Consider the following 19,770-nt stretch of genomic DNA (forward strand, 5'->3'; position numbering starts at 1 on the left):
CTCCGAAATCGCGATTGAAAAGCGGCACCCTGCGGGGTGCCGCTTTTGCTTTATTCCTGTATAGTCTGGAGGAGGAGGCGAGGCCATGGAGCCGATCTCGACGGAACAGGCACGGACCCTTCAGCGCGAGCTGGCGCGCGAGGTCCTTTTGGACGACGCTTTTCCCGGCAGGATCGAGACGGTCTGCGGCCTCGACTGCTCCTACTCGGGGAGAGGACGACGAGGCCGGATGATCGCCGGCGCCGTCGTCCTGCGCTTTCGGACCTGGGAGAGGATCGACAGTTCCGTCGCCGAGGGAGAGATCCCCTTTCCCTACGTTCCGGGCCTGCTCTCCTTTCGCGAGCTGCCCCTCCTCCTCGAGGCCCTCGAAGGACTCAAGGAGCCCGTCGATCTGGCCTTCGTCGACGGCGCCGGCATCGCCCATCCCCGACGTTTCGGCCTGGCCTCCCACCTCGGCGTCGTGACCGGCCTGCCCTCGATCGGCGTCGCCAAAAGCCGCCTCTGTGGCGTCTATGACGAGCCCGGCCTCGAACGGGGCGCCTCCAGTCCCCTCCTCGAAGGAGGGGAGACGGTCGGGACCGTTCTCAGGACCCGCGATGGCGTCAGACCCCTTTTCATCAGCCCCGGCCACAAGGTGAGCCTGGCGAGCGCTCCCCGTCTCGTCCTGGCCTGCTGTGGCCGTTACCGTCTGCCCGAGCCGACCCGCCGGGCCCACGAGCTCGTGACGGCCCGGCGGGCCGTCTGGAAGGAGGACGATCGTGACGCGACGTCTTGATACCCATGTGCATGTCTACTCGCCCGAGCTGATCCGAACCTGGAAGGAGGTGGCCGAAGAGGAACCCTACTTCGGGAATCTGGCCTCGGGCAAGGTCCATCGCTGGGCTCGGGCCGAGGACGTCCTGGACGCCATGGATCACGACGGCGTCGACGAATCGTGGATCTGCGGCTTCGCCTTCTCCGACATGGGCCTCTGTCGGTCCCAGAACGACTACGTCATCGAGTCGGTCCGCCGCTCCGGGGGACGGCTCCGGGGGATGGCCGTCGTTCCGCCCCTCGCTCCGGGGGCAGAGGAGGAGATCCTCCGCTGCCGCGAGGCCGGACTCGTCGGCGTCGGCGAGCTCTTCCCCCAGGGACAGGGGCTGGACATCACCGACATCCGTCAGACCTGGCGCCTCGTCGGGGCCTGTCACGAGGCGGGGCTCTTCCTCCTCCTCCACACGGCCGAGCCGGTGGGCCACGACTACCCCGGCAAGGGAAGCGTGGGGCCGAAGGAGGCCGCCGCCTTCTGCACCAACCATCCCGAGGCGACGGTCATCCTGGCCCACTGGGGAGGCGGTCTCTGGCTCTACGAGCAGATGGCCGAGATGAGGCGCGTCCTGCGCAACGCCTGGTACGACGTGGCGGCGACGCCCTTCCTCTACGGTCCCTCCGTCTTCCGGGCCGCCTTCGCCGCCGAAGTGGGGGAGAAACTGCTGCTCGGGACGGATTTCCCCATCCTCCGCCGTTCCCGTTACGATGCCCTTCTCGAACTTGCGGGGCTCGACGAGGGGCAGCGCCGGGTCCTGGAGGGAGAGAACGGAGAGAGGCTACTCGGAACTCTCGGGCGTTAGGATCAGTCCGCCCAGAGGAGGCAGAGTCAGGACGGCCGAGGCGCTTCGGCCGTGAAAGGGGCGATCCTCGGCCTCGACGCGGCCCAGATTGCCGACGGAACTCCCTCCGTACCAGGCGGCGTCGCTGTTGAAGCGCTCCTTCCATGGGCCTCCCGTCGGGAGGCCCATGCGGTAGCCGCGGCGGATTTCGGGCGTGAAGTTGCCGACGAAGACGACGGGATGACCCTCCCCGTCGCTGCGGACCCAGGAGAGAACGCTCTGGGAGCGGTCCTCGCAGTCGATCCAGGAGAACCCGGCCCAGACGTGGTCCTGCTCCCAGAGGGCCTTCTCCTCTCCGTAAAGGCTCAGAAGGTCGCGGCAGCAGAGGCGGATCCCCTCGTGGAGAGGGTTCTGCAGCGACGGCCAATCGAGCTCGCCGTCGTGGTTCCATTCCCCCTCCTGGCCGAACTCGCCGCCCATGAAGAGAAGCTTCTTGCCCGGATAGGCCGTCATGAAGGCCAGAAGAAGCCTCATCTGGGCCGCCTTGCGCCAGCCGTCGCCGGCCATGCGTCTCCAGAGGGAGCCCTTCAGGTGAACCACCTCGTCGTGGGAGAGGGGGAGGACGTAGCGCTCGCTGAAGGCGTAGAGGAGGCCGAAAGTCAGGTTCTCGTGACGGTAGGACCGGTAGAGCGGGTCGAGGCCGAAGTAGGTCAAGACGTCGTGCATCCAGCCCATGTTCCACTTGAAGGTGAACCCGAGCCCCCCCAGCGACGTGGGGCGGCTGACGCCGGGCCAGGCCGTGCTCTCCTCGGCGACGGTGAAGACGTCGGGGAACTCCTCGCTCAGGACGTCGTGGAAGTGGCGCAGAAAATCGACGGCCTCGAGATTCTCCCGGCCGCCGTAGCGGTTGGGCGTCCACTGCCCCATTTCGCGGGAGTAGTCGAGGTAGAGCATGGAGGCGACGGCGTCGACGCGGAAACCGTCGACGTGGTAGCGGCGGCACCAGCAGAGGGCCGAGGCGACAAGGAAGTTGCGCACCTCGTTGCGGCCGTAGTTGAAGATCTTCGTCCCCCATTGGGGCTGTTCCCCCCGGCGGGGATCGTCGTGCTCGTAGAGGGCCGTCCCGTCGAAACGGGCCAGTCCCCAGTCGTCCTTGGGAAAGTGAGCCGGGACCCAATCGACGAGGACGCCGATCCCGGCCCGATGGAAGGCGTCGACGAGCTCCTTGAACCCGTCGGGGTCGCCGTAGCGCGACGTGGGGGCGAAATAGCCCGTCGTGAGATAGCCCCAGGAGCCGTAGAAGGGGTGTTCCGCCGGGGGGAGGAACTCGACGTGGGTGAAGCCCATCTCCCTCACGTAGGGGACGAGGGTCCGGGCCAGGTCGCCGTAGCTGTAGAGGCGGCCGTCGAAATGGCGCTTCCAGCTGCCCAGGTGGATCTCGTAGATCGCCAGGGGGCGGGAGGCGGCGTCGCTTTTCCGGCGCCGGTCCATCCAGTCGCCGTCGCCCCAGACGTAGGACGGGGGGCCGACGACGATGGCGGCGTTGCCCGGCGGCTGCTCGAAGAAGCGCCCCAGCGGATCGGTCCTGAGCCTCCGGCTCCCGTCCTGTTCCGTGAGGGAAAACTTGTAGAGCGCCCCCTCGGCGACGCCGGGGAGGAAAATCTCCCAGAGGCCGCATCCGGGGTGAAAGCGCAGAGGATGACGCCGTTCGTCCCAGCCGTTGAAGTCGCCGACGACGGCGACGCGGCGAGCGTTGGGGGCCCAGAGGGAAAAAAGCGTCCCCCTGCAGCCGTCGACGTCGCGGACCTGGGCCCCGAAAACCTCGTCCAGGCGACGGTGCCGCCCCTCGGCGAAAAGATGGCGGTCCAGCTCTCCCAGCTGGGGCCAGAAGCTGTAGGGGTCCCGTCCCTCCCAGCGGCAGGGGCCCTCTATCCTGAGGCGGTAGCGGGGATCGAAGCGCTCCGCGTCGAGGACGATCTCGAAAATCCCGCCCCGATAGAGGCGCCGGCCTTCGATCTCCCCCCTGTCGTCGACGAGGACGACGGCGCTTGCGCCGGGCCAGAGGACGGAGACGACGTAACCGTCGCCGCGCCGATGAGGCCCGAGACGGGCGAAGGCGTCCTCCTCGTAGCCCTGGAAAAGACGCCAGAGGGCGTGGTCGAGCTCCATGGGCTTCTCTCCTTTCCGTCTTCTCCGCAGGCGGAGAGTTCCATCCCTTTCCCCCCTAGCATAGCGGTCCCGTCTCATGGGGGAAAGCGGCCTGGAGAGGAAAACTTGTCCCCTCTCGTCCCCTCGGAGGTGTTGACAAGAAAGTGGAGCCTCGATATACTACACCCTGCGCTCGGCGAGAGTGCGGGGTGTGAAGGGCGGATAGCTCAGCGGTAGAGCGCCTGCCTTACAAGCAGGTGGTCGTAGGTTCGATCCCTGCTCCGCCCACCAGAAAACAAGCCAAGTTTCGGTTGGAGCCATAGCTCAGTCGGTTAGAGCGCCGGCCTGTCACGCCGGAGGTCGCGAGTTCGAGTCTCGTTGGCTCCGCCATTCTTTTGAGAGAGAACGAACGGCGAGATAGCTCAGTTGGTAGAGCAGGGGACTGAAAATCCCCGTGTCCCCAGTTCAATTCTGGGTCTCGCCACCATTCCACCTCTCGAATCGCGCGGAAATAGCTCAGTGGTAGAGCACAACCTTGCCAAGGTTGGGGTCGCGGGTTCGAATCCCGTTTTCCGCTCCAGTGTTTCCGAAGGCCCAGAGGATTTTCCTCTGGGCCTTCGGTCGTTGCGTCCCTCTGCCAGGCGACGCGACGCAAGAGGGCCGGAGGCGACGATGTCCGAACGAAGGCGGGGAGGCTCAGCCTCCCCGCCTTTTCGCCATCAGGGCGTAGGCCGAGACGGAGAGGATGATGACCAGCCCGTGGACGAGGCGCGTCCAGAAGCCGACGAAGCCCGAGCTGACCAGGCCGGCCTCGATGATGCCGATGAGGACGGCCCCGACGAAAGAGCCGTATATCGTCCCCTCTCCGCCGTAGGCCGAGGTGCCGCCGACGAAGACGGCGGCGAAGACGAGAAGCATGTAGCCCTCGCCCTGAGTGGGCCACCAGTTGTTGAGCTCCAGCGTCGCCAGAAGACCGGCGAAGGCCGAAAGAAGCCCCATGATCACGAAGGCGCCGATGCGGATCCTGGCGACGGGAAGGCCCATCATCTCGGCCGTCTTGCCGTTGTCGCCGATGAAAAGCAGGGCGTCGCCGAAGGGGTGGCGGTTGAGAAGAAGGGCAAGCAGAAGGGCCACGGCCAGTCCCCAGAGGGCCTGGGCGGGGATCTCCCAGAGGCAGAGACGGCCGACGAAAAGCGTCTGGAGCCAGTCGCCCCGGATCGACGAGAGGGAGATGGCCAGGCCGTCGGCCAAAAGAAGAATGAGCCCCCGCCAGAAGAACTGGGTGCCGATGGTGGCGATGATGGAGGGGACGCCGACTCTGACGACGAGAAAGCCGTTGACGAGGCCCATGGCCGCCCCCGAAAGGAGGGCGGCTCCGAAGGCCGCCGGAGGGGGCCAGCCCGCCTTGGCGTAGAGGAAGGCGAAAAGGTAGGCCGCCGCCGCCGAGACGGAGGGAAAGCTCAGGTCCATCTCGCCCAGGACGACGAGCAGCGTCATGCCCAGGGTGAGCACCAGCGTCACGGGGATGGTCGACATGAAGGAGCGGTAGATCGGGGCCTTGGAGAAGGCCGTGGGGCTGGCCAGGAGGAAAAGGCCCCAGACGGAGAGGAGGGCCAGGGTGACGAGAATCTGCCGCCTGCGGCGGACGAGAAAGGCCCTCATCGCCGCCCCTCGTGGCCCAGCAGGAGCCTTTCGGCCAGCTCCTTGAGGCCGATCTCCGACCGTTCGAAGACGGAGGCGATCCGTCCCTGCTCCATGAGGGCCATGCGGTCGGCGATGCGGTGGACGTGGTGCAGCTCGTGGCTGACGAAAAGGCAGGAGCGCCCCTCGTCGCGGAGGCGTTCGACGAAGGAGAGGACCTTCCCGGCCTCGCCGACGCCCAGAGCCGTCGTCGGCTCGTCGAGGACGATGATGGTCGCGTCGAAGTACATGGCCCGGGCGATGGCCAGCCCCTGGCGCTCGCCGCCCGAAAGGGTCGCCACGCGGGCCTCGGGGTGCAGGCCGGCGCCCTTGAGGCCCAGCACGTCGGCCAGAAGCTTGCGCGTCTCCTCCTTTTCCCGTTTCGCGTCGATCAGGCCCAGCTTCGTCTTCAGGTGCCGTCCGACGAAGACGTTGCGCCACAGGGGCTGCTTCTCGCCCAGGGAGCGCTCCTGGTAGACGGTCTCGACGCCGAGACGGCGGGCGGCCGCCACGTCGTAGCCCTTCCAGTCGACGGGGTTTCCGGCGATCTCCATCGTCCCCGAATCGGCGACGTGAAGGCCCGAGAGAATCTTGATCAGCGTCGATTTTCCGGCGCCGTTGTCGCCCAGCAGGGCCAGGACCTCGCCTCGGCGGAGGTCGAGATCGACGCCCTCGAGGGCCCTGACGGGCCCGAAGGATTTGGTGATGCCTCTCATGGAAACGATCGGTTCCATAGCTTCCTCCCCCATGGCGCGATAAAAGGCCGGAGCCCTCCTTGAAGACGACAGAAGAGGCGGGAAGGAGAGCCTTCCCGCCTCAACTATACGGCATAGAGGGAAGGGGCCGGTAGCCTCAGCGGATGCCCTCCTTGGCCAGAGGGGCCACGGAGGCGATGTTCTCGGCCGAGACATAGCCGCCGCCCGTGTCGATGGAGAGGCCGCCGAAGCCGTACTTGGCCGTCTGGACGATCTGGAGGACGCCGAAATAGCCCATGAGGTAGGGCTGGGCCTCGGAGACGAGATTGAGATAGCCGCTCTCGATGGCCGCCGCCGTGGCCGGATTGAGGCTGAAGCCTGTGGCGTAGAGATCGCCTGGCTTGAGGCCCGCGGCGCGGAGGAAATTCTCCATCTGGCCCGTGAGGCCGCCGTGATCGATGACGACGAGCCTGCAGTCGGGGTTGGCGGCCAGGTAGCCCGTCAGGACGGGGGCGCCCAGAGAGACGTCCTTGTTGATCTCGTCGGAGATCTCCAGGTAGTCCACCTTGAGCCCGGCCTCCTCGAAGACCGCAAGCATGGCCCGGGCCCGCCGTCCCCGGCTCTCGAGGCGCTTGAGACCCCAGACGAAGGCCTTGTCGCCCGGCTTGAAGGCCTTGCGGCGCAGGATCTCGCGGGCCATGTCCTCGCCCTGCTTCCACCCGTCGGGACCGACGTAGCCGAAGCCGCGGGACTGGTATTTGCCCTGGAGGCGGGGCAGTTCCGTATCGACGGCCGTGACGATCATCCCCTTGGAAAAGGCCTCGTCGACGAGGGGCTCGAAGGCGTCGTCGCCGGGGTGGCCCATGACGACGAAACCGGTGGGAGCGGCGGCGAGCCCGTTCTTGAAGTTCTCCAGCATTTTCTCGGCGTTCCAGTCGGAATAGACGAGGGTGAGGTCGACGCCGAGATCGGCGGCGGCCTGCTTGGCCCCGTTGACGACGATCGTCGTGTAGGGCTCGCCGGGGGAGCCGCCGCCGTCGAACCAGACCTTCATCCCCTTGCCGCTGGGTTCCGCGTCGGCGAAGGCCATCCCCGCCGTCAGAGCCACGAGTGCGATCATTCCCGTCACTTTCTTCATCATGGTGATCTCTCTCCTCTAAGAAAGGTAAGTGCCGATGGGACGTCAGAGCATCTCGACGAAGGCGCCCATGCGGGTGGCCAACTGCTCCCTGTCGCCGGGAGAATAGTCGGTCTCGACGGCGAGATAGCCCTTGCCGAGGGAATGGACAAGCCTGCGGACGGAATGACTCTCGACGGCGTAGGTGTGGCAGGCCGTGAGAAGGACCTCGACCACCCCGTCGACTCTATAGCGATCGACGAGGAACTTCAAGGCTTCCATGCGGTGCGGGTTGGGGCTCATGACGGAACAGCCGATGGCCAGGTACTTCTCGGCCAGGACGTCCATCACGTCGGCGCCTTCCTCGACGGGGCGGATCGTCTCCTTCTGGCCGCCGCAGTTTTCGTAGCAGACGACGAGGCCGCCCGCGCCCTCCAGGGCCTCGATAGTCTTCATGACGCCGCCCAGGGGGCAGCCTGTGACGAGAAGCCTGGGCCGGGTCGAAAGATCCCTTTCGGGCCGGGCCCCGGCGAGTCTTGCCGTCGCCGATTCCAGCCAGGCGATGGCCGATTCCTTGTCGAAACGATTCTGGACGTAATCGGTGATCTGCTGCATCTCGAGCCCCGTCAGGGGAGGATCGGGACGGAGAGACAGCTCCCAGAAGGCCGTCAGGGCCCTCCTCTCCCGGTTGCGCAGGGCGATGGAGGCGGCGATGGCCCCGTCCGTGACGGGCCTTCCCGTCGCCTCTTCCATCCGGGCCCGCACCTTGGCGAACTCGGCCCTCAGAAGGGCGCCGTCCTCGGGCCTGTCGGGCCTCTGGGGGATCTGGACGAGGTGGATGGGCTTGACGGCATCCATGAGCTCGTACATCTTCTTCTTGCCGTCGCAGGTCGTCTCGGCGATGACGAAATCGCAGAAGTAGAAGTAGGGGCAGCTTCCCCGAAGGGCGTGGCCGTAGCTGGCCTTCACGAGGGGACAGAGATTGCGGGGGAGGTGCTCCTCCGCCGCCGGAATGGCCTCGTCGCTGCGGGCGCAGAGACTGACCGAAAGGGCCCCCGCCGCGTCGACGATCTCCCAGGGCATGTAGCCGCAGTAGGTGCCGACGACGACGCGCCCCCTCTCGTGGGCCTCCTTGATCTCCAGAATGCCGTCGTCGCCGTGTCGGCGGACCTCGTCGACGAGGGCCGCCACGGGGTCCATCAGGCCGCCTCCCAGGCGATGAGAGCCGCGCCGAGGGCGCCGGCCAGGGGGGCCCGGTCATGGACGATCACGTCCGTTCTCAGCTCCCTGCCGATGAGGGCGGCCAGTCCGGTGACGCGCGAGAGTCCTCCCGAGAAGAAGAGCGGCTCCGTCAGCCCCGTTTTGGACACCATGGCCGCCGACCGGGAGGCGATGGCCTGCAGGATGCCGCGGAGCAGGGCCTCCCGTGCGACGCCGCGGGCGATGTGGGCCACCACCTCCGTCTCGGCGAAGACGGCGCACATGCTCGACAGGGGCTGAACCTCGCCGTCGGGGGGAAGAGACCGGACCCCATCGAGCCCGTAGCCCAGAGAGTGGGCCATCATCTGCAGAAAGCGCCCCGTCCCTGCGGCGCACCGATCGTTCATGGCGAAATCGATCACGTTGCCCGTTTCGTCGAGGCGGATCACCTTGCTGTCCTGGCCGCCGATATCGAGAACGGTCCGGGCCTGAGGGGCCAGAAAGCGGACGCCCCGTCCGTGACAGGTGATCTCCGTGACCTTCCTGTCGGCTCCCGCGACGGCGTTCCGTCCGTACCCGGTGGCGACGAGGGGGACGGCGCCGTCCCTCTGGCCTCCCGTCAGGGCCGACAGAAGGTCCTGACCCGTCTCTTCGATGTCCCATCCCGTGGGGAGAAGGGCCGTGGCGGCGACTCCTCCGTCAAAAAGCACGCCCTTGGCCCCCACGGACCCTATGTCGACGCCGATCGATCGTCGGGAAATGATACCTCTCTCCTTCAGGAAAAGGAATAACATCTATCATTGAAAAGGATAGCCTTTCCGGCGGGGGCCGTCAATTTCGGCAGAGCCCGTCGGCGCTGCCCGTCGATCCTCCTGAGGAAAGACGCAAACCCTCCGAGGGGTCCGGCCTTGAGGTTCAGCCCCTTGGCGACTCTCTTTCCCGGACTCTTCCGTTCCCGGCAGCCCCCCTGCCCGACGACGCAACCGGTCCCGACGGCCTGTCAAGGGACACTAAAAATGTCATCTAAAAAGAGGGTCTGAGGGACAATGAAAGTGTCGCTTTCGAGGGGCTGAAATCGCCCCCGTCAACAGCCCGCCTTGGCTTTCCTCCGCGGCGGAGGTCCTTCTAGGGAGGGGAACCCGTCCCTTGCTCGGTGCCGACCGCCGCGGCAGGAGGAGCGGGATTCTGTCGCCAGGGATGGTCTGCCGCCGGCTTCCTCTGCTTCTTCGTTTTGCATGGAGTGCCTGTCTTCGTCTCGATGACAGGCGGGGGAGTCGCAGGGGGCTCTTTGTCGACGGCTGCGAGATCGTAGAGCCCGTCATGGACAAGAGCCAGGAGTTTCCCGTCGAGCTTCTCGATGACCTTGACCGCCTGTCCTCTGGCAAGAAGCAGGGGGCGTCTGCGGGGGCCTATCAGGGCGTACTGTTTTCCGTCGAGGGAAATCGTCGAGTCTCCCGAGGCCTTCCGGTCGGTCTGGCGAGTCAGGAGGAGATCGAGAGCGGGGCCGTCCGGCGGAGGGAGAAAGGCAGATGCCCCCTCTGCGGGAGGACGAGCGAACCTCGGGTTATGGACCTCTCCCGGGTAGGCGGCGAGCAGGACGTTGGCCTCTTCGATCGTTTTCACTCCGGCCCGTCGGAAGGCGACGACGAGACGATCCTGAAGAGTTCCCCAGAGCCTTTCGATCCGCCCCTTCGCCTGGGGAGACCCTGCAGGGACATAGCGAGTTCCGAGAGCCTCCAGAGCGCGGCCGAACTGGGTTACAGGCGCCGAGTCCTCCAGCTCCTCCTTGATCGTCAGTTTTTCCGACTTGGGAGAAAGGAAGATGGTGTGGCGGTCGGCGTAAAGCTCGCGAGGCACGCCGTGGCGATCAAGCATCTGACGGAGCACGCGGAAGTAGCCGAAGAGGCACTCATTCCTGGCCATCCACAGACCGAGGACCTCTCCTGTGGCATCGTCAATCACGCCGTGGAGAGTGCAACGCTCACCGATCTCGAACCAATCGAAAGGAGAGGCGTCCATCTGGACCAGATCGCCTCGTCGGGACCGTCGGACCCTGCGGGAACGCCGCTTCGGGGCCCGGTGGCGATGAACGAGGGACAGGTTCTCCGCGCGAAGGAAACGGGCGATGCTCTTGGCGCTCAGCACGAGATCATGCTCTTCGGCAAGGAGTTCGGCCATGTGCTGACAGCTCGTATCCCTGTAAAGACCCTTGGCCAGACTGACGACGAAATCCCGTGTCTCCTGACAGATTCTGCGCCGGGACGGTTTGCCTCGTCCCTTGTGCAGGAGCCCCTGCGCTCCTTCTTCCCGGTAGCGTCGTTTGAGCCGAAAGACCTGACGGCGGCTCAGACCGAGCCGATCGGCCACCTCCTGAACCGTCAGGTTGCCCGCGACAGCCTCTTCCACCAACCCCAAGCGCCTTGCTTCTTTTGTCTTCATGAGTAGGTCTCTCCTGGTCGTCATAAGTGACATTTTCCCTGTCCTCTTCACGAGTGACAATACCATTGTCCGGCGACATGGTTCGGGCCGCCTCGTTGACAGAAGAAAGACGGCGTGATAAATTAGCACCCGTCAAGCACATCTTCACTTTAACTAGGTAAACAATCATCAGGAGGCGATTCGTCGTGACCCCGATTTTTTCTTCCTCTCCGAAGGATTTCGGTAAAACCCCGCTCTTGCTCGACAAAAACGAGAACCCCTTTTCCCTCCCTCCCTCGCCGCGCGAGGAGCTGCGCCAAGTTCTCTGCCAGACGGCCCTCAATCGCTATCCTGACGGACCCTCGACTCGGCTTCGCACCCGCCTCGCCGACTACCTGGGCGTCGATCCCTCTCGGATCATGGCTGGCAATGGAGGCGACGAGCTGCTCTATCTCCTTTTCATCGCCTTCGCCAAGCCAGGAGGAACGGTTCTCACCCTGGAGCCCTCCTTCTCCGAATACCGCCACCTATCGAAAATCTTCCGTCAGGAACAGAGAACTCTCGCTCTACGCTTCGACGGCTCTTCCGTCTCGCTCGACGAGGAGGCCTTCATCGACGCCATGGCGCTCCTATCCCCGTCTCTTATCCTCCTCGACAGCCCCAACAACCCGACGGGGCTCAGCCTGAGCGAAACCTTCCTTCAGCGCGTCGTCGATCTGGCTCCCTGTCCCGTCGTCGTCGATGAGGCCTACGTGGAGTTCGCCGACAGGTCTCTCGTCGACAGGTATCGAAAGGAAGAGCACTGGCCGTCGAACCTCGTCGTCCTTCGCACTCTCTCCAAGGCCTGGGGGCTGGCCGGACTTCGTCTCGGTTATGTCGTCGCGGGAGAGGAGATTCTCTCTTCCCTCGAGGCCGTCCGCCCTCCCTACAATGTGAATGCCCTCTCTCAGGAGGCCGGCCAGATCGTGCTGGGCTATCGGGAGTGGATGGAAAGTCGGGTCTTCAGTCTTCGCTACATTCGGGACCACTTTATCCAGGAGGTCAACCGCCTTGACGGGTGGACAGCCTACGGAAGTTCCTCCAATTTCGTCCTCCTCCAGTCTCCTCTGAGCCGCGAGGCCCTGGAGGCCTTGCTCGATTCCGAGAAGATCTGCGTCAAATTCCCCGAAATTCCCTCTTCGGAGAACACCTTCGTCCGGGTGACTATAGGCAAAGAGGAGGAGATGGGAAGCCTTCTCTCCCTTCTCCGGAGCTACGAGGAAATCGTCCCCCTGTCCACGGCGGCCCAGGCCTGAAAGTCGCCTCTCCCTTGCCCCTACGATCATGCAGTGCTAGAATTCACTAAAGAGCATACTGTAAATCGCTACGAGGGGGCGATGGAAAGTGACGGAGAAGTGGAAAGACAGGTTAACCGACCAGCTGTGTCAGTCCTTTTTGGCCCTGAAGGACAGCGCCGAAGTTTACAGTTTTCTGGAGGACATCGCCACTATCGGTGAGATCCGGGCACTGTCTCAACGGCTGGAGGTGGCCCGCCTTCTCAGCGAGGGGCATACCTATCCCCAGATCGCTCAGCAGACGGGAGCCAGCACGGCAACGATCAGCCGAGTCAAAAAATTTCTGGAGTATGGAGCGGACGGCTACAAACTCGTCTTGGAACGCATCAAAGAGGACGCCGCGGACGTTCCGAGCTGATCGCGAGGCATGCGAAAAAGGGGGGAGCCTTGAAGGCTCCCCCCTTTTTCGCATGCCTCGTCTTCACCGCTCAGATCAGACGGCTGATCCAGTTGCGACGGACTTTCATGGCTCCCTCGGGGCACATTTCGTGGCAACAGAGACAACGGACGCAGCTCGCTTCATCGATGACCGGTTTCCCCGATTTCATGGTCAGGGCATCGACGGGACAGACGCGGGTACAGATCGAACAGCCTGTACAGAGGGAAGGATCCAGCTCGGGCCTCAAGGAGACCAGACTGTGAGCCCAACCTCGAAGGGCCGTGGGGATCCAACGGACTCGCGGCGACGATCGGCAGAACCCGTGATGAGCCAGTTCCCCCCACTCGCTTCCCTCGAGGTCGATCTCCTCCCGTCCTCGGGGACCCATCCCTCTTCCCGCGGCAGCGGCCAGAAGGGGGATTTTCCAGGGATTTTCGTAGCCCATGAGGCGAGAGGCGACGGCATCGACGGCCAGCGCGTTGGCCCCGGCGAAGATCCATCCCGTACGGACGGGCCTTCCTCTGGAGGGTCCGTCGCCCTCCATGGAATCAACGGCGTCGAGAACGTTGAAATCGGGCTCTCTGATACCGAAGAGGTCGATCACGCCCTGAGCCAGCCTCTCCAGAGAGGGGGAACGATGAGCGGCCTTGCGTGTCGCCGTGTCGGCGATGCCGAAGAGATTCTTCATGCAGCCCGTCATCTCCGTCTCGACGTGAGTCTTCAGCTTGGCCACGTTGACGACGTGATCCGATTCCAGGAAAAGCCGCGCCACTCGGGCCCGCGACAGGGAGAGGCCGTCGACGGCAACCTCGACGAGGCCGTCGTCGATGAGGGGACGCAGGACGACGCCTTTTTCTCGAAGCACGTCGAGGCCCGTCTGGCGGAAAAGGGTCTCCCACTGGTGGACGAAAATGTATCCCGGGCTGTCGGCGACGGTAACGCGGGCCGCCCCGGGGAGAATGAGATCGGCCAAAGCCCCAAGAAGGGCCGGATGGGTCGTGACGGCCTCCTCCGGCGCCCGGGGGGCGAGCAGATTCGCCTTGAGGAGCACCTCCCCCGAAAGGGACGGCAGTCCCCCGGCCCGCTCCAGGGCAAGGGCAAGGGCCGCCTCGACCTCGGCCGGTTCGTAGGAGAGACATCGGGCAGCACCGACGCGATAAGGCGATCTCAAGCGACTCCCCTCCCATAGGCGCAGTGAGGCCTCAGCGGACAGTCCCCACAAAGGGGAGAGCGGGCACGACAGAGATGACGGCCCTGTTCGATGAGGTTCAGGTGAGCGCCCATGTAGCGGGAGGGAGGCAACGCCTCCTCCATGACGGATTGAATTTCGCCGGGCGGCATGTTTTCCGGAACCCAGCCGAGGCGGCGACAGAGACGGGAAACGTGAGTATCTGCGGGAAAGGCGGCCATGCCGAGATCGAAGAGAAGGACGCAGGCCGCCGTCTTCGGACCGACGCCGGGCAAGGCCTCAAGGTAAGCCCTGGCTCGGGTCGGTTCCCACCGGGCAAGGGCCTTCAGAGAGTGTGCCCCGAAGTCGTCGACGATAAGAGCCAGAATCTCGCCGATTCTCGCCGCCTTGTTGTTGGCGATCCCGGCGGGTCTGATGGCATCGGCGACGGACTCAACCGAGGCCGATGCCACGTCCTTCCATGTGGGATAACGTTTTTTGAGACGGCCGAAGGCCCGATCTCGGTTGACGTCATTGGTGTTCTGAGAGAGAACGGTCAGGATCAGCCCGTCGAGAGGTTCACTGAAAGGATCGGGATGGCGGCTGTCCCGCTCGCGATGCCAGAGTTCCTCGAGGAGGTCGAACACTTTCTCAAGAAGCTCTCGGGGCGGCAAGGAAGTCCCTTTTTCGTCAGGCCGATCGGCCTTTGTTCGCCTGATCATCGGCCGCCCCTTCTTTGTTCTCTTCCCCACCCTTTCCGCCGAAGAGCTTCTTGAGCTCGCCGGCGCGACGGTACCACTCTCGCAGCCGTAGACGGATACTTCCGTGAACCGTCTCTTTCAGGGCCTCGGGGGCATCGTCGTCGCCAAAGGTCGTCCGCCCCGCCGGTTTGCCCGTCAGGATCTCGATGCCCTCGTCGATGGAGGAGACGGCCCAGATGGAAAAACGCCCCTCTTCGACGGCTTCGAGCACTTCCCTTCTGAGCATGAGGTTCTTCACGTTCTGGACGGGGATGATAACGCCCTGACTTCCCGTGAGCCCCCGTGCCTTGCAGTAGTGGAAGAAACCTTCGATTTTTTCGTTGACGCCGCCTATGGGCTGGATCATGCCAAACTGATCGACGGAGCCCGTGACGGCCAGGTCCTGGCGAAGAGGGAAACCGGAAAGGGCCGAGAGAAGCGCATAGAGTTCCGTCGAGGAGGCGCTGTCTCCCTCGATTCCCGAGTAGGTCTGCTCGAAGGCGATCCGGGCCGATAGAGAAAGAGGCATATCCTGGGCATAGGTCCTCCCCAGATAGCTGCCGAGAGTGAGAAGCCCCTTGTTGTGAATGGGGCCCGTCATTTTGACCTCTCTTTCGATGTTGACGATTCCCTCCTGGCCCATATAGACATTGGCCGTGATGCGAACGGGATGACCGAAGGCATGATCTCGCAGGTCGATGACCGTGAGACCGTTGATCTGCCCCAGGGCCTCGCCCTCCGTGTCGATCCGGATCGTCCCCTCTTCGAAAGCCCGCAAGAAGCGTTCCTCGATGAGATTACTTCTGAACGTTTTTTCCTCGATGGCCCTGATGACATGCTCCCGGCAGACCTCGGAGGCCCCTTCGGAGGAAGCCCAAGCGGAGGCTTCGACGAGAATTTCGGCGAGACGATTAAATTGGGTCGACATCCGATCCTGGTGTTCGGCAAGGCGGGAGGCCCAATCGACGACCTCGCCCACTCCCTCTTTCGTGAAATGAAGCTGGTGTTCGTGACTGACGTAACTGGCGATGAAACAGGCCAATTGTCTCTCCGTCGCGATGTTTCTGGGCATATCGACATCATAATCGGCCTTTATTTTAAACAGCTTCTGAAAATCAGGATCATAGATCATCAACAGGTGATAGAGGTAACGCGTGCCGATGATAACGACCTTCATGTCGACGGGAATGGGCTCGGGACGAAGGGACGATACGGGGACGAAACCAAGCTGCTCTCCCAGGTTTTCGATATTCAGCTCTCCCGTCCGTAGAATGCGCTTCAGGGCATCCCAGGACATGAATTGGCGAAAGAACTGTTCGGCATCCACGACGAGGTAGCCCCCGTTGGCACGATGAACGGCTCCTCCCACGATCTTCTTGAAATCCGTGTAGAGATAGCCTTGACGGCTTTCGTACTCGACTTTCCCGACAAGGTTGTAGTAGGTGGGATTGGTCTCCCAGACGACAGCCGCCCCGTCGTCCGGATCATTGGAGACGAGAACGTTGACGCTGTATCGGTTGAAGTCGGCTTCGGCGTTTTCGTCTCTCGCGGAGGCGACGAAGGCCCCGAAGTTGGCGATGATGTCCTCAGCGAGAGAGACGATCCAGCTTTTGAGCTTCTCCCCTCCCCCTTCGGCGAACCGGTCTTTGAGATCGGCAAGGTAGGGTTCAAGGGCATTTCTGCAGATTTCGGCCTCGAGCTGGCGAATTTTCTCCTTGAGCTCCTTCTCCTCGTCCCTGATGGATCGAAGGACCTCCAGCGTCTTCTGCGAGACCTGTTCGGAGATTTTATGAAGCCGTTTCTGTTCCGGATCTTCGAGGGTCTCGAATTCCTCCTGCTGCATTTCCCGCTCCGTCTTGTTGCCTTCGTCGTCCTCTTCCTGAAGAAGAGGAATGTTGACGAAGCCCTGAGGCGTACGTTTGATGGCAAAGCCCTGCTCCTTGGACCAGCCGCGAAGCTCTTCCATAAGGCCATTGACACGTTCCTGAAATTCTTTGACGAGCTGAGCCTTGTTGTCCTCATATTGGCTGTTATCGAAGGCCTTGCTCAGGGCCTGCTTGAGTTCCTCCACCAGTTCGTCGACGGCGGAGGCCAACGCTTTAGCCTGGCCGGGAGGCAGGTTGACGGCAAGAGGCTCGTTGGGTCTGTCGAAGTTATAGACATAGACCCAGTCGTCTGGAGCCTTCTGGGTCTTGGCTTTTTCCCGAAGTTTTTCCAGAGTGTAGGTCGTCCTCCCGCTTCCCGGCTCGCCGAGGACAAAGATGTTGTAGCCCTTGCTTTTCACTTCAAGGCCGAAAGCCATGGAGCGGACAGCCCGCTCCTGGCCTATGAGCTCTCCCAGACAGGGCAGATCTCCGGTGGACGAGAAGTCAAAGGCTTCCAGATCGGTTTTACGTCGCAATTGGTTCGTCGTCAGTCTGCATTTTTCCAGCGTCTTCATGCTCCTGTCTTGCCCTCCTCTTGTTTGGTTATGACCCCTCCGCCCAGCACCCGTTCTCCATCGTAAAGGACCAGCGATTGACCCGGTGCGACTGGCTGCGGACGGTCAAGGTACGTGACGGAGAAGCTCCTGTCATCGACATGGTCCATCCGGACCCGACAAGGCTCGGTCCTGTAACGGTGTTGCGCCTGAAAGATCTCGCCCGGCGCAGGTCTGCGGTGCCAGCTGGGGAAAAGGGCGTAAACGGAGCGGACAAAAAGATCTTCTTTTCGTCCGACGACGACACACCCGCCTTCGGCGTCGATCTCGACGACATACCACGGGCCGCCGGCAAGACCGAGACCTTTTCTCTGGCCGACGGTGTAGAGACCGATACCGTCATGGCGCCCCACATGACGTCCCTCTCTATCGACGATGGGCCCGGGGATGGACCGGAGAAGCGCTTTCCTCCGCGCCGACGAAAGGAAGCAGAGGTCGTTGCTCTCGGCGACATCGTCAAAAAGGTCGCCGAAACGACGGCGGGCCTCCTCCAGTACCTCCGTCTTCGTCGACATGCCCAGCGGAAAGATCAGGCGAGGAAGCAGCGCAGGGTCAAGGCGATAAAGCACATAACTTTGATCTTTTCCTCGATCGACGGCACGGAGAAGGCCGTCCCCCTCCTCCCCCAAGACAATCCTAACATAATGCCCCGTGGCAATCCGATCGTCTCGATCAGACGCGACATCGAGAAGGGAAGGGAATTTCACCCTCTCGTTGCAGCGAATGCAGGGATTGGGTGTCTCTCCCTTACGGTAGGTGGCCAGAAAGGGATCGACAATTTCTCTACGGAAAAGATCGCGGAGATCTCTTTCGACCAGAGGCAGCCTCAAATGGCGACATAGGCGATGCACCCGTTCCCGCGCCCCTCCCGCGTCGGAATCGGAAAGGAGAATATGAACGGGCACGACATCATGGCCTCGATCGACGAGGCGAGCGGCGGCAACGGCGCTGTCGACGCCACCGCTCATGCCCAGGAAAACGGAAGACATGGAAAGATCGCCGCCATGGGCTCGTGACCGTCAGGCACAAGACCGTCCGTCACCGGAGTTCCCCCCGGACTCCCCCTGAAATGCGTCAACAGGCGGCTTTCACCCCTTTCAAAGGCCATGCGGACCGAAAGGCCCTCCGACGCGAGAAAGGGGCGCATCAGAATTCGATGCCCTCTCGCGCTTTGATGCCTCTTTCGAAAGGATGACGTCGATTGACCATCTCCGTGACAAGATCGGCCGCATCAAGGAGGGGATCGGGGGCGTTGCGGCCCGTCAAGACCACTTCCACGTGAGCGGGTCTACCTTTGAGCATATCGAGAACGGTTCGGGTCGAAATAAGGCCATAGCTAAGGGCCACGTTGATCTCATCAAGGATGACAAGATCGTATTCACCGCTTGTAATTCGTCGCTCGGCCAGACGAAGCCCCCGTTCCGCCTCCGCATAATCTTCGGGCTGCGGACCTCGAGGCCGAACGAAATCGGCCCGCCCCGTCCTTTCAAGGGAGACGGCAGGCAGGGCCTCGAGAAAAGCCACCTCTCCATATCCCTCCCAACCTTTGAGAAACTGTACGATGGCAACACGTCCTCCATGGCCGAGAAGACGTATGGCCAACCCGATGGCACAGGTCGTCTTGCCCTTGCCGTCACCGGTATAAACCTGAACGAGCCCTTTTGCCGCCACGCTGCATCATCCCCTTAGCTAAAGGCTGCGCCCCTGGAAGCAGGGGCGCAGCCTTATCGATCCTCTCATGCCCAGGACCGGACCACGCCGATCATTCCTCGGAGCGAATCTTGTCCATTGCCGCCTTGATGCCCAGAGCGTCAAGGTCCTTCTCTTTGAGAGTATCCCAATGGACATCGAGGAAGACAAGGAAGACGAGACCGTAAGGGTCGATCTTCCACGCGTCCAGCTTCTCTCCGAAGGTCCGCCGGAGGGAGTCGAGGCGGGCCCCGAGAGCCGCCTCGTCGAGGGCCAGGAACTGCTCCTCAAGCGACCGGAAATCGTCGATCTCGGCCGCCTCGAGGAGACGGGCGAGGCCGCGGAGCGTCTCCTCCTGTTGGGCCAGGGGAGGACGCGAGAGGGAGATTCCTCTCTGGCTCGCCAGTCTTTCCCACGTCTCCAGCCACGAGGCATGGGCGCTGAAAAAGAGGCGGAGCGAGGCCAGGTCAGGCCGATCCGAGGCGGAAAGGGGGCGCTCAGGCTGGGACTCGTCACCACCGTTTCGGGAAAGCCCCAGAGTCTGCTCCTCCTCCGAGGAAATTCTTCTGTCGTCGGCGTCGTTGGAGACGCTGGGGAAAGCCCGTTCCCGCCGCTCCTCCCGAGACCGCACGCCCGCCTGAGAGAGGAGGATGCGATAGCCCTCTTCGGCCTCCTCGAGAAGGGCATTCATGCGGGCCAGCTTGCGAACCAGCTTGGGGCTGGCCGCCCCCCCTTCAGAGAGACCGAGAGAGGCGTTCAGAACATCGCAGGCCCCCTGAAGAACGGTACCGACCTGAAGACGACAGCGCCTGCCGGCAAAGGGCAACCATTCACGGAGATCGGCGCGGGGAGCCGCCAACGAAAAGACATAGTCGGCCAGAGCCAGTTCTCCCTTTTCTTCAACGTCCCCCACGGCCTGAGAGAGACCGTCGTCGACGTCGAACTCGGCACGGAGAAGGTCGTCAAGGCGCTGGAGGTCGGAGGGGAAGAGAAGATCGACCTCACCGCGACAGCCTCCGTTTTCATCAGGATGCAAAAAAAGCCGAAATGTAAGGATTGAGGCGTCGGCGATCAAAGCTTTAAGAAGCTCTTCCATTCTCTCGGCAAAGAAAAATTGAGTTGAAGACATTTCCG

17 protein-coding genes and 4 tRNA genes are annotated in these 19,770 nt (G+C 63.1%); 8 read left to right on the plus strand and 13 right to left on the minus strand.

Translation table 11 applies throughout. From position 1 onward, the window contains the following. The first annotated feature begins 85 nt into the window (after positions 1 to 85). Both nfi and KAR29_RS02865 read left to right on the plus strand, forming a co-directional pair. A complete protein-coding gene (gene nfi, locus KAR29_RS02860; protein WP_274374138.1) occupies positions 86 to 775 on the plus strand; it encodes a deoxyribonuclease V in 690 nt (229 codons plus the stop codon). Next, entirely contained in the window at positions 759 to 1,610 is an 852-nt protein-coding gene (locus KAR29_RS02865; RefSeq protein WP_274374139.1) for an amidohydrolase family protein, read from the plus strand. Before nfi ends, KAR29_RS02865 begins: the two co-directional genes overlap by 17 nt. Here the strand turns inward: KAR29_RS02865 and glgB are convergent. Beyond that, positions 1,587 to 3,758, minus strand: a complete 2,172-nt coding sequence (glgB, locus tag KAR29_RS02870) for a 1,4-alpha-glucan branching protein GlgB (RefSeq protein WP_274374140.1) — start codon at positions 3,756 to 3,758, stop codon at positions 1,587 to 1,589. The two genes, KAR29_RS02865 and glgB, sit on opposite strands and share 24 nt — an antisense overlap. 195 nt (positions 3,759 to 3,953) lie before the next feature. On the opposite strand from glgB, the gene KAR29_RS02875 reads away from it, so the two are divergent. The 4 genes from KAR29_RS02875 to KAR29_RS02890 all read left to right on the plus strand — a co-directional run bounded on the left by KAR29_RS02875 (position 3,954) and on the right by KAR29_RS02890 (position 4,317). Next, a tRNA-Val gene (locus tag KAR29_RS02875) sits at positions 3,954 to 4,028 on the plus strand. A gap of 22 nt (positions 4,029 to 4,050) precedes the next feature. Next, a tRNA-Asp gene (locus KAR29_RS02880) sits at positions 4,051 to 4,127 on the plus strand. 21 nt (positions 4,128 to 4,148) lie between these two features. Beyond that, positions 4,149 to 4,224: transfer RNA gene (locus KAR29_RS02885), tRNA-Phe, on the plus strand. An 18-nt stretch (positions 4,225 to 4,242) separates the two neighbouring features. Beyond that, positions 4,243 to 4,317: transfer RNA gene (locus KAR29_RS02890), tRNA-Gly, on the plus strand. Between the two features lie 116 nt (positions 4,318 to 4,433). Here KAR29_RS02890 and KAR29_RS02895 read toward each other — a convergent pair. From KAR29_RS02895 to KAR29_RS02920, 6 genes are all read right to left on the minus strand, one after another. After that, on the minus strand, positions 4,434 to 5,399 hold the full coding sequence (locus KAR29_RS02895) for an ABC transporter permease (protein WP_274374141.1): 966 nt from the start codon (positions 5,397 to 5,399) through the stop codon (positions 4,434 to 4,436). Continuing rightward, positions 5,396 to 6,151 (minus strand): ATP-binding cassette domain-containing protein, encoded by a 756-nt coding sequence (locus KAR29_RS02900; protein ID WP_274374142.1) that lies wholly within the window; start codon positions 6,149 to 6,151, stop codon positions 5,396 to 5,398. The genes KAR29_RS02895 and KAR29_RS02900 overlap by 4 nt, the downstream gene beginning before the upstream one ends. A gap of 118 nt (positions 6,152 to 6,269) precedes the next feature. Continuing rightward, on the minus strand, positions 6,270 to 7,253 hold the full coding sequence (locus tag KAR29_RS02905) for a sugar ABC transporter substrate-binding protein (RefSeq protein WP_274374143.1): 984 nt from the start codon (positions 7,251 to 7,253) through the stop codon (positions 6,270 to 6,272). Positions 7,254 to 7,295: 42 nt separating this feature from the next. Then, positions 7,296 to 8,429 carry a double-cubane-cluster-containing anaerobic reductase gene (locus KAR29_RS02910; RefSeq protein WP_274374144.1) on the minus strand — a complete coding sequence of 378 codons (1,134 nt, stop codon included), beginning with the start codon at positions 8,427 to 8,429 and terminating at the stop codon, positions 7,296 to 7,298. Beyond that, positions 8,429 to 9,223 (minus strand): acyl-CoA dehydratase activase, encoded by a 795-nt coding sequence (locus KAR29_RS02915; protein ID WP_274374145.1) that lies wholly within the window; start codon positions 9,221 to 9,223, stop codon positions 8,429 to 8,431. Before KAR29_RS02915 ends, KAR29_RS02910 begins: the two co-directional genes overlap by 1 nt. A gap of 331 nt (positions 9,224 to 9,554) precedes the next feature. Next, on the minus strand, positions 9,555 to 10,934 hold the full coding sequence (locus KAR29_RS02920; RefSeq protein WP_311135609.1) for an ISNCY family transposase: 1,380 nt from the start codon (positions 10,932 to 10,934) through the stop codon (positions 9,555 to 9,557). 170 nt (positions 10,935 to 11,104) lie between these two features. On the opposite strand from KAR29_RS02920, the gene KAR29_RS02925 reads away from it, so the two are divergent. Together KAR29_RS02925 and KAR29_RS02930 are read left to right on the plus strand one after the other, a co-directional pair. Further along, on the plus strand, positions 11,105 to 12,142 hold the full coding sequence (locus tag KAR29_RS02925) for a pyridoxal phosphate-dependent aminotransferase (RefSeq protein WP_274374147.1): 1,038 nt from the start codon (positions 11,105 to 11,107) through the stop codon (positions 12,140 to 12,142). An 88-nt stretch (positions 12,143 to 12,230) separates the two neighbouring features. Further along, positions 12,231 to 12,539, plus strand: coding sequence for a YerC/YecD family TrpR-related protein (locus KAR29_RS02930; RefSeq protein WP_274374148.1), 309 nt, complete (start codon positions 12,231 to 12,233; stop codon positions 12,537 to 12,539). 70 nt (positions 12,540 to 12,609) lie between these two features. Here the strand turns inward: KAR29_RS02930 and KAR29_RS02935 are convergent, their stop codons facing one another. The 6 genes from KAR29_RS02935 to KAR29_RS02965 all read right to left on the minus strand — a co-directional run bounded on the left by KAR29_RS02935 (position 12,610) and on the right by KAR29_RS02965 (position 19,672). Further along, positions 12,610 to 13,731 carry a DUF362 domain-containing protein gene (locus tag KAR29_RS02935; protein WP_274374149.1) on the minus strand — a complete coding sequence of 374 codons (1,122 nt, stop codon included), beginning with the start codon at positions 13,729 to 13,731 and terminating at the stop codon, positions 12,610 to 12,612. Next, entirely contained in the window at positions 13,728 to 14,375 is a 648-nt protein-coding gene (locus KAR29_RS02940; protein WP_274374150.1) for an endonuclease III domain-containing protein, read from the minus strand. Before KAR29_RS02940 ends, KAR29_RS02935 begins: the two co-directional genes overlap by 4 nt. A 43-nt stretch (positions 14,376 to 14,418) precedes the next feature. Next, positions 14,419 to 16,908, minus strand: coding sequence for a Lon protease family protein (locus tag KAR29_RS02945; RefSeq protein ID WP_274374151.1), 2,490 nt, complete (start codon positions 16,906 to 16,908; stop codon positions 14,419 to 14,421). After that, entirely contained in the window at positions 16,905 to 17,936 is a 1,032-nt protein-coding gene (gene mnmA / locus KAR29_RS14010) for a tRNA 2-thiouridine(34) synthase MnmA (RefSeq protein WP_407649527.1), read from the minus strand. The genes KAR29_RS02945 and mnmA overlap by 4 nt, the downstream gene beginning before the upstream one ends. A 157-nt stretch (positions 17,937 to 18,093) precedes the next feature. Beyond that, positions 18,094 to 18,618 carry a cob(I)yrinic acid a,c-diamide adenosyltransferase gene (cobO, locus tag KAR29_RS02960; protein ID WP_274374154.1) on the minus strand — a complete coding sequence of 175 codons (525 nt, stop codon included), beginning with the start codon at positions 18,616 to 18,618 and terminating at the stop codon, positions 18,094 to 18,096. 91 nt (positions 18,619 to 18,709) lie between these two features. Beyond that, on the minus strand, positions 18,710 to 19,672 hold the full coding sequence (locus KAR29_RS02965) for a hypothetical protein (RefSeq protein WP_274374155.1): 963 nt from the start codon (positions 19,670 to 19,672) through the stop codon (positions 18,710 to 18,712). Positions 19,673 to 19,770 lie beyond the last annotated feature (98 nt).

This window comes from Aminithiophilus ramosus, from assembly GCF_018069705.1.
In the GTDB taxonomy this organism is placed as follows: domain Bacteria; phylum Synergistota; class Synergistia; order Synergistales; family Aminithiophilaceae; genus Aminithiophilus; species Aminithiophilus ramosus.

Excerpts from the sequence above, each read along its gene's own strand:
- nfi (WP_274374138.1), top strand. The coding sequence starts at position 86 with ATGGAGCCGATCTCGACGGAACAGGCACGGACCCTTCAGCGCGAGCTG.
- glgB (WP_274374140.1), bottom strand. The coding sequence starts at position 3,758 with ATGGAGCTCGACCACGCCCTCTGGCGTCTTTTCCAGGGCTACGAGGAG.
- KAR29_RS02895 (WP_274374141.1), bottom strand. The coding sequence starts at position 5,399 with ATGAGGGCCTTTCTCGTCCGCCGCAGGCGGCAGATTCTCGTCACCCTG.
- KAR29_RS02900 (WP_274374142.1), bottom strand. The coding sequence starts at position 6,151 with ATGGAACCGATCGTTTCCATGAGAGGCATCACCAAATCCTTCGGGCCC.
- KAR29_RS02905 (WP_274374143.1), bottom strand. The coding sequence starts at position 7,253 with ATGATGAAGAAAGTGACGGGAATGATCGCACTCGTGGCTCTGACGGCG.
- KAR29_RS02910 (WP_274374144.1), bottom strand. The coding sequence starts at position 8,429 with ATGGACCCCGTGGCGGCCCTCGTCGACGAGGTCCGCCGACACGGCGAC.
- KAR29_RS02915 (WP_274374145.1), bottom strand. The coding sequence starts at position 9,223 with ATGTTATTCCTTTTCCTGAAGGAGAGAGGTATCATTTCCCGACGATCG.
- KAR29_RS02920 (WP_311135609.1), bottom strand. The coding sequence starts at position 10,934 with ATGGTATTGTCACTCGTGAAGAGGACAGGGAAAATGTCACTTATGACG.
- KAR29_RS02945 (WP_274374151.1), bottom strand. The coding sequence starts at position 16,908 with ATGAAGACGCTGGAAAAATGCAGACTGACGACGAACCAATTGCGACGT.
- mnmA (WP_407649527.1), bottom strand. The coding sequence starts at position 17,936 with ATGTCTTCCGTTTTCCTGGGCATGAGCGGTGGCGTCGACAGCGCCGTT.